The 13,598-nt window shown below is 67.0% G+C and carries 12 protein-coding genes; 4 read left to right on the plus strand and 8 right to left on the minus strand.

Features of this window, described 5'->3' with window-relative positions:
* Positions 1-58: 58 nt before the first annotated feature.
* Genes ACWEVR_RS30640 through ACWEVR_RS30670 form a run of 7 tightly spaced genes read right to left on the minus strand, consistent with a single transcriptional unit; the run spans position 59 to position 7,393 of the window.
* Positions 59-811, minus strand: a complete 753-nt coding sequence (locus tag ACWEVR_RS30640; protein ID WP_280302109.1) for a 5-deoxy-glucuronate isomerase — start codon at positions 809-811, stop codon at positions 59-61.
* Positions 808-1,893, minus strand: a complete 1,086-nt coding sequence (locus ACWEVR_RS30645) for a Gfo/Idh/MocA family protein (protein WP_280302107.1) — start codon at positions 1,891-1,893, stop codon at positions 808-810. The genes ACWEVR_RS30640 and ACWEVR_RS30645 overlap by 4 nt, the downstream gene beginning before the upstream one ends.
* Positions 1,893-3,089, minus strand: a complete 1,197-nt coding sequence (locus ACWEVR_RS30650; protein WP_280302105.1) for an N-acetylglucosamine-6-phosphate deacetylase — start codon at positions 3,087-3,089, stop codon at positions 1,893-1,895. The genes ACWEVR_RS30645 and ACWEVR_RS30650 overlap by 1 nt, the downstream gene beginning before the upstream one ends.
* Positions 3,086-4,312, minus strand: a complete 1,227-nt coding sequence (locus ACWEVR_RS30655) for a glycosyltransferase family protein (RefSeq protein WP_280302103.1) — start codon at positions 4,310-4,312, stop codon at positions 3,086-3,088. The genes ACWEVR_RS30650 and ACWEVR_RS30655 overlap by 4 nt, the downstream gene beginning before the upstream one ends.
* Positions 4,309-5,058 (minus strand): polysaccharide deacetylase family protein, encoded by a 750-nt coding sequence (locus ACWEVR_RS30660; protein WP_280302101.1) that lies wholly within the window; start codon positions 5,056-5,058, stop codon positions 4,309-4,311. The genes ACWEVR_RS30655 and ACWEVR_RS30660 overlap by 4 nt, the downstream gene beginning before the upstream one ends.
* Positions 5,046-6,017: an NAD-dependent epimerase/dehydratase family protein gene (locus tag ACWEVR_RS30665; RefSeq protein ID WP_280302099.1), complete on the minus strand. Its 972-nt coding sequence runs from the start codon at positions 6,015-6,017 to the stop codon at positions 5,046-5,048. Before ACWEVR_RS30665 ends, ACWEVR_RS30660 begins: the two co-directional genes overlap by 13 nt.
* Positions 6,014-7,393: a nucleotide sugar dehydrogenase gene (locus tag ACWEVR_RS30670; RefSeq protein ID WP_452469764.1), complete on the minus strand. Its 1,380-nt coding sequence runs from the start codon at positions 7,391-7,393 to the stop codon at positions 6,014-6,016. The genes ACWEVR_RS30665 and ACWEVR_RS30670 overlap by 4 nt, the downstream gene beginning before the upstream one ends.
* 287 nt (positions 7,394-7,680) lie before the next feature.
* Between ACWEVR_RS30670 and ACWEVR_RS30675 the strand changes: the two genes are divergently transcribed.
* The 3 genes from ACWEVR_RS30675 (at position 7,681) to ACWEVR_RS30685 (ending at position 10,986) form a co-directional block, all read left to right on the plus strand.
* Positions 7,681-9,087, plus strand: coding sequence for a helix-turn-helix domain-containing protein (locus ACWEVR_RS30675; RefSeq protein ID WP_280302097.1), 1,407 nt, complete (start codon positions 7,681-7,683; stop codon positions 9,085-9,087).
* Complete coding sequence (locus ACWEVR_RS30680; protein ID WP_280302095.1) at positions 9,084-9,998, plus strand: phosphotransferase family protein; 915 nt, start codon at positions 9,084-9,086, stop codon at positions 9,996-9,998. Before ACWEVR_RS30675 ends, ACWEVR_RS30680 begins: the two co-directional genes overlap by 4 nt.
* A 418-nt stretch (positions 9,999-10,416) precedes the next feature.
* Complete coding sequence (locus ACWEVR_RS30685) at positions 10,417-10,986, plus strand: NUDIX hydrolase (RefSeq protein WP_280302093.1); 570 nt, start codon at positions 10,417-10,419, stop codon at positions 10,984-10,986.
* Between the two features lie 189 nt (positions 10,987-11,175).
* Here ACWEVR_RS30685 and ACWEVR_RS30690 read toward each other — a convergent pair whose 3' ends face one another.
* Positions 11,176-12,252, minus strand: a complete 1,077-nt coding sequence (locus tag ACWEVR_RS30690) for a hypothetical protein (protein WP_280302092.1) — start codon at positions 12,250-12,252, stop codon at positions 11,176-11,178.
* A 256-nt stretch (positions 12,253-12,508) separates the two neighbouring features.
* On the opposite strand from ACWEVR_RS30690, the gene ACWEVR_RS30695 reads away from it, so the two are divergent.
* Positions 12,509-13,267 carry a hypothetical protein gene (locus tag ACWEVR_RS30695; protein ID WP_280302090.1) on the plus strand — a complete coding sequence of 253 codons (759 nt, stop codon included), beginning with the start codon at positions 12,509-12,511 and terminating at the stop codon, positions 13,265-13,267.
* The last annotated feature ends 331 nt before the right edge of the window (positions 13,268-13,598 follow it).

The following is a 13,598-nucleotide window of genomic DNA, read 5'->3' on the forward strand; positions in this document are numbered from 1 at the left end:
CTCAGGTATCGGATGGGGTCGGATCGGAGTTCATGGGTGGCCTCGCGCGCGATCGCGTTCAGGTGTCGAGCAGCCAGGCGTGGGCGGGGTCGGTGTGAAGGGCGAAGTGGTCGTCGATCTCGCCGTGGGCGGCCCACAGGTAGTAGAGGTCGTGACCGCCGGCCGCGGCGATGGCGTGGTAGCCGTGGGTGACCGTGGTGAGGCTGGTGCCGGTGACGACGGTGCAGCGGGCGTCGGCGACGGTGTCGTCGTATGTGAGCACCACACCGAAGCCGGTGGCGGGGCGGACCCGGAACGCGAAGGCCTCCTGCAGCGCGGTTTCGCGGGGAGGGTCGCTAATCGAGTGGCGATGCGGCGGGTAGGTCGACCAGCGGCCGTCGCGGGCGATGGTCTCGCCGAGCAGCAATCCGGAGGTTCGGGGCGGCGCCAGCAGCGTGGTGACCTCACGTTCCCAGCTGCCGTGTCCGCGCGTCTCCGGTGCCACGGCGGTGACGCGGGAGGCGGCCGGTCCGGTGGTGCGGTTGTCACGGAGCGGGGCTTGGACCTGGACCAGGTCGGCGCCCTCTGGTCCGGCAGTGATCGTTGCCGCGGTATCGGCGGGCAAGTACCAGCCGGTGGCGGGCGCGGTGAAGGGGTCGGCGCGCTCGGCGGTGTGGGTGTCGTCCCCGCTTCGGGTGGTGAGGTGGCCGGCGATCAGGATCAGCGCGGTCTCCTGGTCGGGGCGGGCCTCGATGGTGAGCTGCTCGGCCTCGGTGAGCAGATGTCGTGTCAGAGTCAGGCCGTTGGGTGTGCGAGCCAGCGTGGTGGTCATCTCGATGCTCCGAACGTCGTGGGATCTGGAATGGGCAGGGCCTGGTGGGAGAGGCTGGCGGGGTGGATGGTGGCGCCGGTGGCGACTGCGCACGCTGCGGCGGCCGCGGTGGCGAAGGGTGTGCGGTGCTGATCGGCCAGGGCGACGGGCAGGGCGGCCAGCATCGCGGTGTCGGCGCCAGCGTGGGTGCCTGGTTCGCGCGCGATCTCGTAGCGGGTGCTGGGGCCGGTGCGAGGGTGCAGGTAGACCAGGTGGGGGCCGGTGTGGGCGTCGTAGTGGATCGTGAGGGTGCCTGTCGTGCCGAACAGGTGGCAGGTGTAGCCCTCGTCGTCAGCGTTGGTGGTGAGCGTGTAGCGCGCGTGCACGCCGGTGTCGTAGGCGATCTCGGCGGCGATCGTGTCGTGGATATCGGTGCCGGGCAGCCACTGTGAGCTGCCTGGCTGGTAGTGGCGGTGTTGCAGGGTCGCAGTAACGGTGCACGGGTATGCGTGCAGCCACCAGGCGATCAGGTCGAGGTGGTGGCAGGCCTTGGTGACCTCGAGGCCACCCGACGCGGCGCGGCGGCGGTGCCAGCGCTGGAAGTAGCTGGCCGAATGAGAAGCGTTGAGCCGGTAGTGGAATTCGGCGTCGGCGACCGTGCCGATCAGACCGTCGGCGAGCATCTGGTGGACCTGGGTGTGGACGTTGGTGAAGCGCAGATTGTGCGCGACGAGCAGAGTCGTCCGGGTCTGCTGGGCGGCCTTTACGAGGGCGAAGGCGTCGGCGGCGGTGGTCGCCAGCGGCTTCTCCACCAGCACCGCGCACCGTGCGGCGAGGGCTCGCTCGGCGACGTGGCGGTGCTCGGCATCCGGTGTCGCGATGACCACCAGGTCGGGGTCGGTGTTGCCGAGGACCCGGTCGAGGTCGTCGGGTGCGGCGATACTGCCCGCGAATCGATGAGCGGCATGGTGGAGGGCATGCCGGTCCCGGTCGATCACGGCGACCAGTTCCGCTTCGGCGACCTGCGGGCCGAGGTCACCGTTGAGCCACGGCAAGTACAGCTTTCGGGCGCGAGCTCCGGCGCCGATCAATACGACTCGCATCAGTGTTCTCCGTGCGGGCAGTCCGCATCGTTGCGGACGAGCCGGCCGTCGAGCACCACCGAGGCCAAGGTCAGCTCGGCATTCCAGACGGTGAGGTTCGCGCGGGCACCCGGCAGCAGTGTCCCGATCCGTGGGTAGCGGCCCAAGACCTTGGCTGGTGTCGCGGTGGCCATTGTGAGGACATCACCGACTGAGGCGCCGGTCAGCGCCCGCATCCGCGGCAGTGTGCTCGACAGTGCGACGACGCTGCCGCACAGGCTGTTCGCCGTGGTTGTGGTGGCGTAGCCGTCGTGTACGCGTCCGGTCGCGGCGCCGGTGTGGAAGGTATGTCCTGACCGCAGCCCCATTCCGGCGGTCGCGTCCGAGACCAGGCACAGCCGGTCCGGGCCGAGGCAGCGCAGGGCGATGGTCAGCAGCTCGGCGGGTAGGTGGTGGCCGTCGGCGATGAGTTCGGCGGTGAACTCGTCGGAGGCCAGCGAGGCCTCGAGCAGGCCGGGGATCCGGTGCACGCCGGGCCTGGTGAGCGCGGATTGCCCGCTCCACAGGTGCGCGAGGTGCGTCGCGCCCCGGTTCCGGGCGGTCTGCAGCTGAGCCGGGGTGGCCTGGCTGTGACCGACCGAGACCCGCACACCGTGGTCGACGAGGTAGGAGATCAGCATGTCGGCGCCGGGTAGCTCGGGTGCGAGGGTCACCATCTGCAGGAACGGCGGTAGCGGCGTCAGCTCGGCGAGTAGCTGGCCAGGAGTCCGCAGGTGAGCCGGATCGTGGGCTCCGCGCTGGTCGGCGGCCAGGCAGGGGCCTTCCAGGTGCACACCGGCCAGGGTCGGCGCTCGCTCAGCGGTGAGCAGATCGGTCGCTGTGGCCAGCGCCGCGGCAGTGGCCGCGGCAGACGTGCTGGCCAAAGTCGCTAGCGCGGTGGTCGTTCCGGCGCGCAGATGAGCGGCGAGGATGTGGTGCCAGGCGGCCGGGTCGGATTCGGTGAAGTCGTGCCCGCGGGCACCGTGCAGGTGCAGGTCGACCAGGCCGGGCCCGACCAGGTCGCTGGCGGTGTCGAGCACGCGCGGGCGGTGGCCGCACCCGGTCGGGTCGGCCGCGATGGTCCCTTCGCAGATCGCGATCTGTCCGTGGGCGGCGTGTGTGGGGTCGGCCAGCAGCAGGTTGGTCGACCGCACGATCAGGCAGCCGGGCGGCTTCATGCCTGCACCATCGGCGCGTGCCGAGGCGCGCTCACGCAGGCGCATCGCGTCCCGGTCTCGGTGCCGGGTAGGTGACGGTCATAGGAGCCGCCGTCCCACAGGTAACGGGTGCCGTCGGCGATGAGCGGATCGGCCAGGGCGCGGGCGACTTCGGTGTCGAGCGCCCCGGCCAGCGCCTCGGCGAGACCGATTTTGCGCAGGATGCCGAGCTGGTGCAGCCGCTGGGAGTGGACCTGCTGTTCGACCTCCCGGATCTGGCGCGGGATCGCGATCGTGTTCGCGGCCGTGGCAAGGACTTCGCCGAGCATGTTCGCGCCCGCGGCGCCGATGAACAGGTCCGCGGCCCGCATCCACGGCTTCAGATCCGGCTCGTAGGCGCGGACCTCGACCGTGTCGTCGTCAGCCCAATACTGTTGCAGTGCACGTAGATCCGCCGGTTCCAGGTAGGGGCCGGTGACCAGCAGTGCCCGATCGAACGCGTGACGGCGGGTGGTCAGTGCCCGCGAGAGCGCTTGCCACAGCTCGCCTGCGCCCTGGCCGCCGCCCATGGCCGCGACCACCAACCGCTCCTCGGCGTCGATGCCGAGTCGGGTGCGGGCCTGGTCGCGGGTGTAGGGGACCGGTTCGGCCAGGTAGCCGGTGTAATGCAGCCGTTGTGCGGCTTCGCCGGTGAGCCGGTAGTACTCGGCGAGGTCGAAGACCTCGGGGTGGATGTGGACGTTGAACTGGCAGTAGTGATCGAGCACCCACGGGCCCCGGTGCTGAGGGCCGAAGTACTTGCGCATGGTCTTGTCTCGGTCGAACAGCACCCCGCGCAGGCTCAGCACGGCATGGGTGGGGTAGCGCGCTTCGAGTGCGGGCACCAGCTCGTCATCGGTTCCGCGCGGGATGTGGTCGCTGATCAAGACATCGGGCCGGTAGTGCCGCAGGAACGTGGTGATCAGGTCGGCGCGAGCCTGGTGCAGGGTCGTTTCGCTGATGGCCAGGCGCGGGCGCAGGTTCCATCCGCTCGGGTCGTCGAAGTTGGCGAACGAGGGGATCTTGACCAGGTCGACCTGGTCTGGCAGCAGGTCCAGGCCGCGGTAGGCGCCGGTGATCCCGGCGATCGAGTACATCTGCGGCGAGCGCAGCAGGTGCTGTGCGACTTTCGCCGCTCCGGAGGTATGGCCGAGAGACCTGCCGTTGTGCCAGTACAGCGCGACAGTGCGCGGGTGGAGGGTCATCGCGATACTCCTGAGGATCGGCCGGCGGCGATGTCGACTCGTCGGGCGTTGTACTGGGCGGTCGCCGGGTCGGTGTCGGCATCGAGCGCGGCCTGGAACGCGGACAGGCTCCAGCTCGGGTCGACCTGGATGCGCGGCAGGCTGTAGGGGTGGCCGATGTCGACACGGTGGTGCTCGTCGGTCGCCATCGCCAGCGGGTAGACGCGCGCCACGGCACGCTGCACGCGCAGGTCGTAGGCGCCGTAGGGGTAGACGAACATCGCCGGTGGAGCGCCGAGCAGATCGGCGAGCGTTTCCCGTTCCCCCAGGACTTGCCAGGCGAGCCCGAGGTCCGTTGCGGTGGTGAGGCGTTGGTGGGTGTAGCCGTGTGCGGCGACGCTGCGCCCGCTCGCGACCCATCGGCGCACACCGGCCAAGTCCGCCATCAGATCGACGACATGGGGTGTGAATCGCGGCCGGTCGGGGGTGAGGTAGCCGCCGCACACGGCCATGACTGCGGGCAGCCCATGCTGCTCGAGGATCGGCAGGACTGTGGTGATCGTGTTGGTGTAGCCGTCGTCGAAGGTGAGCAGAACCGACCGGGATGGTGGGCGCGCGCCGGCGGCGAGCATCCGGTGCAGGTCGGTCTCGGTCAGTACCGTGTAGTGCTCGGCGAGCAGTTGCATCTGGGCGCGGAACCGGTTGAGGGGCACCGACATCGAGTCGGTGACCGCGTCGTCGACCAGGTGATACATCAGGATGTGCATCGACTCTCCTCGCTCAGGTCGTGATGCCAGGCGATGGTGCGCGCCAGGCCTTCGCGCAACCCGCAGGTGGTAACGGCGGGAAACAGCGCGCGCAGTCGCGCCGGATCGGCGTGGGAGTGGGCGACGTCGCCGGGGCGCGGCGCGGTGTGCTCGATGGTGAGTTCGCGGCCCAGGAGATCGGCGATCTCGGTGGCGACCTCGAGGACCGAGTGCTGGGTGCCGAAGGCCAGATTCACCGGCCACGGACTGCTCACCCGGTTGACGATCGCGGCGCCGATCACCTGGCACACCGTGTCGACGAAGGTCCAGTCCCGGGTCTGGGTGCCGTCACCGTGAACCACGATCGGTTCTCCGGCCAGCATGGCGGCGATGAACCGGGGAATGACCGCTGCGTAGGGATGTCCGGCGCGCTGGCCGGGCCCGAAGACGTTGAACAACCGCAGCGGCAGGACCGGGAGCCCGAAGCTGGCGTGGTAGGCGCCCAGGTAGGCCTCGGTCGCCAGCTTGGTCACCGCGTACGGACTCACCGGCATCGTCGCGGAGTCCTCCACACGTGGCAGCCGAGGGTTCGCTCCATACACCGACGACGAGGACGCTGCGATCAGCAGCGGGCCGTTGGCGTGGCGGCAGGCCTCCAGGACCTGCAGGGTGCCAGTGGCGTTGGCGTGGTGGCTGGCCAGCGGGTGCTGAATCGAGCGTGGCACCGATCCGAGCGCGGCGAGGTGGACGACCGCGTCGGCACCGGCGACCGCATCGGTGACCGCGTCAGGGTCCAGGATGCTGGCAAGACGGAAGTCGATCGCGGCTCGGTCAGCAGCCAAGCGCTCGACGGTGCCGGTAGAGCAGTCGTCGATGACGGTGACCGCGCCGATCGCAGGGTTCCGCAAGAGCTGGTGAACCAGATTCGAGCCGATGAATCCGGCGCCGCCGGTCACCGTGATACGCAGGCCCGCCTTCACAGCTGCTCCACGGTCGAGCTCGCGGCGACGCGGCCGCGGCAGTCGAAGACGAACGCGGCCTCGGCGGCGATCCGGTCGTAGTCGAAGCAGTCGTGATCGGTCAGCACCACGGCCGCGTCGGCGGCGGCCAGCTCGAGAGCCAGGTCGTCGACCAGGGTGATCCCGGCGGCCGCGGACGCGAGCACGAACGGGTCGCAGGCCACGACGCGGGCGCCGCGCGCGGTGAGTAGTTGGGCGACCTCGACGGCGGGGGACTCGCGGACATCGCCGCTGCCCGGTTTGTATGCCAATCCCAGCAGCAGGATCTGCGCGCCGGCGAGGTCACGGTCGCGGGCGCGTAGGGCGAGGGCGAGCCGTTCGACGACCTGGGCCGGTCGGTTGTTGTTGATCTGGGCGGCCAGGTCGATCAGCGCGGATCGCCCGCCGGTGTGCTGTTCGGCCCACCAGGACAGGTAGATCGGGTCGACCGGCAGACAGTGCCCGCCGATGCCGGGCCCGGGGTCGAAGGCCATGAACCCGAACGGTTTGGTCGCCGCCGCGGCCAGCGCCTGACGGAAGTCGACGCCGGCGCGGCGCGCGATCTCGGCCAGCTCGTTGACCACGGCGATGTTGACCGCCCGGAAGGTGTTCTCGAGAAGTTTGGCCAGCTCGGCTTCTTCGCACCGGTCCACCAGGACGACTCGATCGACCAGGCCGGTGTAGAACTCCGCGACCCGGGCCAGGGACACCGCATCGATCCCGGAGACGACCTTGGGTGTCGTCGCGACGGTCCACTGCTGGTTGCCCGGGTCGATGCGCTCTGGGCTGAAACCGAGCCCGAAGTCGGCGCCGCGCTTCAACCCTGATGCAGATTCGAGCACGTCGCCCAGGATCTGGGTGGTGCCTGGGTAGCTCGTGGACTCGAGCACCACCAGCGCGCCCGCGCGCAGGTGGACACCCACCAACCGCCCGGCTGCCCGGATGAACGCCAGATCAGGTGCTCCGTCGGCCAGCGGCGTGGGCACGGCGATCACCGCGATGTCGAACCCGACCAGGTCGCGCGGCCGCGACGACGGCCTGTACCTGCCGCCGCTCAGGGCCGACTGCAGTGCGTTGTCGGCGACATCCTCGATCGGCGAGCGGCCTGATTTCAGGTCCTCGACCTTGGTGCGGTCGGTGTCGAATCCGATGACATGGTGACCGGTCGCTGCCGCATGCAGGGCCAGCGGAAGCCCGACGTAGCCCTGCCCTACCACCGCGACGCGCATGGGACGCACACCGACTCGTGAGGATGCTTCTCGACTGCCGATCAGGTCCTGGTCTGCCGCGGTGGGACTTCCGTGATCGGGCTCGACTTCGTGGGTGACTGGTGGGGTGCACGAGACGATCTGAACCATGGATGCCGCCTTCCGGACGCGGGTGGCCGTGTCGTCTCCGCAGGCACTGGCTCGAACCGTGTGCTCTGCGAAGCGATCCGGACCAGCCGTGGCTTTCGCTAGTTCATCGAGGATTCACCTGCTGGCCCGACGCAGGTAAGCGGCGGAGCCGGTCGGCTCGACTCGTCACTTCGATGACAGGTAGCGCTAGTCAATTTCGTTGGCACCGACCGTTTCCCAGTGATCTGACCGAGGACCTGGGAACGTGGTCGACAACAGATGGCCACTGAATGGGATGGAGCTGTTGCGTGAGTCCGCAGCGAAGTGAAATCGCGCCGGAGATCTGGGAGTCACCGCAGATGCGGCGGGCGCTGGCTGCTCGCGATCTCAAGGTCGTTTTCGACCTGCTGCAGCGCGCCGGAATCGGCCAACGCCAGATCGCGCGGATGACCGGCCTACACCAGTCCGAGGTCTACGAGGTGATTCGCAAGGGTCGCCGCATCCAAGCTTGGGACGTCCTGGTGCGCATCGCCGACGGGATGGGCATCTCGCGCGGCTACATGGGGCTGGCGTTCGACGATCCACTCGCCCACAGGCTCGACCAGGCGGCCGCGGCCTGCACCGCCGATCCCACCGAGCGCGAACAGATCAAACAACTGCTGTCCCACGCGGCCAACGTCACGATGGGCACCGACGAGGGCACCGCCGCCATCTGGTGGCAACCCCTCGACGCCGACGCCGAACCTGCGCCCGCGCCCAACAGCATCGGGCAAACCGATATCGACCGCATGACCTCGCTCACCGCGGCCATGCGCACCCTGGACTATCAGTTCGGCGGCGGCGCTTGTCGCGACGCCATCGCAGCCCAGGTGCGTTGGTCCCAGCAACTACTCAACTCCGACGGCAGCGAACGCACCCACCAGCAGTTGCGTTCGGCCCTCGCCGACATGCACAACCTCGCCGCGTGGACCAGCTTCGACCTCGGGCTCTACCGATCGGCCCGCAAACACTTCCAACGCGCCCACACGATCGCGCACAAGGTCGGCGACCACTCCCTGGCGGCCAACGTGCTCTACCGCGCCGGCCGCCTGCACCTGCACCGCGGAGGAGAGGCGAGCCACCACAACAGGCCCGATCCCGAGATGTATCGAGTGGCGCTGAAGTTCTTCCAGCTCGGCCAGCTGGAGGCGCAGAACGCCGGTTGCCCACTCACCGTGGCGATGCTGTGCGCCAACGAGGCCTGGGCCTACGCACTGCTCGACGACCGCGCGCAGATGCAACGCTCCCTCGGCCGCGCCGAGGACGAATTCACCCGCTCGACCCCCGACAACGTCCAAGCCTGGATCCAGTTCTTCGGCGAGGCCGACCTCAACGCCTCGTTCGGCGTCGCCCTGACCGCTCAACCCTCGCCGACAAGCGCGGACATACAGGCAGGCATCGCCCACCTCACGCGCGCCATCAGCATGCGAGGGCCCGAGATGACCCGCAGCCGATGCTTCGAATCCACCGCCCTGGGATGCGCGTATCTGCGCGTGGGGGCAACCGAACTCGGACTACAGGCAGGACGACAAGCCGTCGCCGCGGCATCTACAGTGCGGTCCGTGCGCACCATCCACCGACTCAAACCACTACACGACCTCGCCCTCGAGGCCGCTCCGGAACCGGGCCTGCAAGATCTGGCACGGTCCATCCGCACGTTGCAGGAGTCGGTATGACTGTTCCTTCCTCGCGACAGGCTGGCGAAACAGCGGACTGGACCCGCACCGTCTTGGAGTCGGCGTGCGCGAAAGTCGGCCTCGACGCCAGCGGCGCGGCGCTGGCGAAATTCACCAACAACGCGGTGTACAACCTCGCCACGAGCCCGATCACCGTCCGGATATCCGGCTCGACCGCCATCCGGCAACGAGTGGACAAGGTCATCAGCGTCGCTCGCTGGCTGGCCCGACATGACGTCCCGGCGGTTCGGCTCGTCGACGACCTCCCACAACCTCTTCACCTGGACGAGCACACCATCACCTTCTGGCACACCGTCATCCCCGCCGCGGCATCCACATCTCCTCCCAACGGCGTCGACCTGGGCAAGATCCTGCGTCGCGTTCACGCGCTGCCGCCACCCGCCGACCCGCTGCCCTTGTGGGACCCTCTGCAGGCGATAGTCCAGCGCGTCCGGGAGGAGCAAGTCCTCAGCCCAGCCGACCATCAGTTCCTGCTCGACACTATCGAGGAGCTTTCCGAGGGCCTCGCATCCATCGAGCCGACGCTCCCCCTGGGACCGATTCATGGCGACGCGTTCACCGGCAACCTGATCAAAAGCGGTGCGGGCGCAGTCATCTGCGACTTCGACGGCGCAGCATATGGTCCTCGTGAATGGGACCTTGCCCCCGTCGCCGTCGGGCATCTTCGGATGGACTACGCCACCAACTTCCACCGGCAGGTCGTCGACACTTACGGTGTTGACGTGACCGCGTGGAGCGGGTTCCCGATTCTGCGGCGCCTACGAGAGTTTCAACTGGTCACGAGCGTTCTGCCAGTGCTGTCCGCCAATCCTTCGCTGTATGAGCAATGGCGCCACCGCTTCACCAGCTTCCAGCGAAATGATGGTGCGCGCTGGTCGCCGTACACCTAGAAGGCGCCGCATCAGTTCACTCGCCGAGGTGCTGGCCGGGTGTGCTGTCAACTGTGGTCAGGCAGCCTAGGAGGCCCGTATTCGTCGGAGGGTGGCGTGTCACTGGTCGGTCAGTGGTACACGAGGGTTGGGTGTGGAAGTCTGTGTCTGTTGCGGTGGCGTAGCCCACTGGTGATCAGCCAGCGCAGGGTGACGGTGACCGCCCCAGTGCCCTGCCTTGGGCGACCTGACGGGCGGTCTTGGCACCCAGCAGTGCGTTGGGCGCCGCGACTAATTTCCCAGCGACCGTGCCGATGCGCTTCCACTCATCAGCGTTGGCGCCGTTGGCGATCCGGCTTGCTGCGGCCGCGTACCGATGCGGTCGGGTCGGTAGAGTGTGGCCGTTCGCGTACCCCAGGCACCTCGGCGAAGGGTTCCAATGGCGATCACTGACTCCGACATCTCGGGCACGCTCGCCGCCTATTTGGAGAACCATCAGGCCGAGGTCGAACACCTATCCGAGCCAATAGGGTTGCTGCGCAACGGACAAGACTTCGCCTCGCGACGAACCTTCCCCATGCATGTGACTGTCGGCGCACTGCTGGCCCGGCAGCATGCCGAGGTCCTTTTGGTGCGCCACAAGGCGTACGGAGGAATTCTGTTGCAACCAGGAGGCCACCTCGAGCAAACGGACGTCACACTGCTCGATGCGGCTGTGCGCGAGCTGGCGGAGGAAACCGGGATCGACCCCGAGGGGGTTGTCCCAGCGTCACCGAACCCCGTCTACGTCGAGTACGGCCGGGTTCCGGCTCGGCCACTCAAACGTGAACCAGTCCATTATCATTTGGACTTCGGGTACTGCTTCGTCGCAGTCCACGCTGATATCGGACAGATTCAAGAGTCCGAGGTGACCGATGCCGCTTGGTACCCCTTCGCCGAGGCCGAGCGCCTCGTTGGGCCACGGATCGCGCGAGCGCGCCATGCCGGCCCGGGCAGCGGTCAGCGATGAATGTCCCGGTTCTGAGAAGTATGGAGAGCCGCTCACCGCCTCCCGGCCGGCGTGGTAGCCGGGGGAGAAGCGACGACTACCGCCGCATTGCACGCAGCCCGAATCAACAGTGGCTCCCGTTGATCGGGCTGCAGCAGTTCGGTCCACGGCCCTGTGCTCGTTGGGGAGCCGGTTGTCCGACAGGCAGATTTAGCGGCGTTGCGAAGCGCGGAACCCTGCGACGGTCGAACATGTCACTCCCATCTCCGACTCGAGGCGTTCCAGTTCGGTGATTGCTTGGTCGAACACTGCCATCGGGTCGCGTTGAGCTCGTCGATAGGCCGTCATTGGATCCATCTTCAAACTGCTGGCTACCCGCTGCTTCTCCGAGCTCTTGGAAGGAACGTAGTCCGCCAATACTCCCACCATCTGATCAGAGCCCCCGCCGTCGATGATGATCCCGGTCCGGGTCGACAGCCGGATGTTGGCTGGATCGATGTCTCTGGTGACCAGGCAGGTCGGCAGGGGTGGCGTCTGACGATCTGCCAATCCTAGGCCGAGGCCGTCTGTGAGCCGGACATGGACGAAGTCCCATGCTGCGTTCCACGCCTTATCGGCGATGGCGTCTGGGGTCTCGTTTCCACCGATCTTGAGTACGCGACGACAGGCTCTTATCTCGTCGGAGTTGCCGCAGAACAATCGGACGGCGGCGGCAATCTCATAGGACCCGAGCGCGCCGAATTCATTCTCGGCCCAGCTCGTCAATCGCTCGATCGCCCACGGCATGCCTCGGTGCTTCCACTTAGCGCGAGTTCGATCGAGGTGGCAGATGTGTAGCACCGTCGCGTAGCTCACGAGCACAGCGCGCAGAGGGTGATCTGTCAGCAGAGGTTTACCGACGACGCTGGATTGCCGCGGCCAAGCTTTGTCTCGGTTCACCGGTGGGTGGCGATTGGCGAAGGCGCGGTCGATCTCAGCGGCGGTCCAGGAGAACATCCGATCGCACGCGACCGCGAGCGATTGAGCGCGACGGGGATCGTGCTTCCCGGTGCGTGTCCAGGAGGATTCATTGACTGCAAATCCGTAGACAACATCGACCGTTTGAGAGCGGTGCACTGCGAGAGGGAACTGGTGGAGCAGTTGTCGCAGGGCGTCGCGATCGACTTTGCCGGTGCCGAAAAAGAACTTCTCGATGTCGATTGCGACATTGGTGTCCAGAATGACCCGCTTTGGGGTCACCACCTTGTCGGAATGGATGCCAAACACTCGGTACGGACCGATCTCCATCACTGCTTCTTCTCCTCGGAAGGCGCCGTCCATCCAAGGGACGAGGCGCAAAGGGCCAGCCCCTGGTCGCCGAGCCTACGGACGAATCTGCCTGCAGTAAAAGGGATATCGAATGCTTCGGTGACGGCGACAGTACGGCGTGGCTGGTATCGAGGGCCAGCGAAACCGGCCCCGCGTGGTTCGGTGCTGGAACTACGATGTGAATCTAGAGACGTTGCGCTGTCAGCGTCGCGTCCGAACCGAGCTGAGGTGTGCGATGGAACGAGTCGATCTGGACCAGGTGTCCTGGGCGTTGTTCTCTGTCGATGTCGAACTGAACGGTTCTATCGTTCGGGCTGACTCCGATCCCGGGGTCATCCAATGGTCTGGTTCGGCCCGCTACACGGTCGGCGCTGAAGACTATGACGAGCAAGACTTCCCCGAGGGGGAGGATGCCCCCAGGTGGGACACGGCCATCGCGAAGGGGCGAGCGTTGTCCCTGCATGAACAGCAGCAGGACTACGCGTGTTGGTCGGTGTTGCAGATGTCTGGTGTCCTGGTCGATTTGGGGACGCTAGTCGGCGACGTGGTCGAACAGCTCGACAGCATTTCCGCGGACTATGAGGCCTTCAGTCCGGTCTTCGCGGGCAATGAACTGCATCCGGATCTGCTCGAGATGGTCGAGGGATTCGGCAACCGCGTGGTGCTGATCGACCGCGTGAACCTCGCTCCGGCCTGGCGAGGCGCGGGGGGTGTCGGTCGGGTGCTGATCAGCCGCATTTTGGGACTGTTCACCTCCACCGACACAGGCGTGGTGGCCACGATTCCCTATCCGATCGTCCTCTTCGACGAAAGCGCTCGTCTTGACTTGGAACAGCATCCTCGCTTCGGCGAGGAACTTGAGCGGGTGCGAAGAGTGTGGGCGTCCATTGGATTCAGGCCGTACAGGAATGACATCTGGGTGATGGACCCGGCGAAGGTCCATCACGACAACGGCGTTCGCGCGATCGAGGCTCGCCTGCCAGGCCTTCGGTGAGCGTTGCCCCAGGGACACTGCCTCGCGGATCTCGCCGAGATTCTGACCTGGAAATGGTAGACGACGTCTCCAGTGCATAGAGCCTGGCGCGGTGTAAACTAGCAGCCGTCCGCCATGCCAGGATACTGAGGTGATACATCACTGCTTTCGGGCCTGGGTGCTGGTTGCCGACGGTCCAGCGTCTGTTGACGGAACCAGCGCTGGCTGCCGAATCGTTTGCGCCAGTATTATTCAGCTCTTAGCCGCCGTACTGCGCAGCCGCTATCGTTGGGAATGTCTGCGGCAGAGGTAGATTCACCCACCCGGTGCTGTTCGGTGGATTCAGAGTATC

This window comes from Nocardia sp. NPDC003979 (genome assembly GCF_053605015.1).

Coding starts and splice junctions, on each gene's coding strand:
- ACWEVR_RS30640 (WP_280302109.1), bottom strand. CDS start 811: ATGACCACCACGCTGGCTCGCACACCCAACGGCCTGACTCTGACACGA.
- ACWEVR_RS30645 (WP_280302107.1), bottom strand. CDS start 1,893: ATGCGAGTCGTATTGATCGGCGCCGGAGCTCGCGCCCGAAAGCTGTAC.
- ACWEVR_RS30650 (WP_280302105.1), bottom strand. CDS start 3,089: ATGAAGCCGCCCGGCTGCCTGATCGTGCGGTCGACCAACCTGCTGCTG.
- ACWEVR_RS30655 (WP_280302103.1), bottom strand. CDS start 4,312: ATGACCCTCCACCCGCGCACTGTCGCGCTGTACTGGCACAACGGCAGG.
- ACWEVR_RS30660 (WP_280302101.1), bottom strand. CDS start 5,058: ATGCACATCCTGATGTATCACCTGGTCGACGACGCGGTCACCGACTCG.
- ACWEVR_RS30670 (WP_452469764.1), bottom strand. CDS start 7,393: ATGGTTCAGATCGTCTCGTGCACCCCACCAGTCACCCACGAAGTCGAG.
- ACWEVR_RS30680 (WP_280302095.1), top strand. CDS start 9,084: ATGACTGTTCCTTCCTCGCGACAGGCTGGCGAAACAGCGGACTGGACC.
- ACWEVR_RS30685 (WP_280302093.1), top strand. CDS start 10,417: ATGGCGATCACTGACTCCGACATCTCGGGCACGCTCGCCGCCTATTTG.
- ACWEVR_RS30690 (WP_280302092.1), bottom strand. CDS start 12,252: ATGGAGATCGGTCCGTACCGAGTGTTTGGCATCCATTCCGACAAGGTG.
- ACWEVR_RS30695 (WP_280302090.1), top strand. CDS start 12,509: ATGGAACGAGTCGATCTGGACCAGGTGTCCTGGGCGTTGTTCTCTGTC.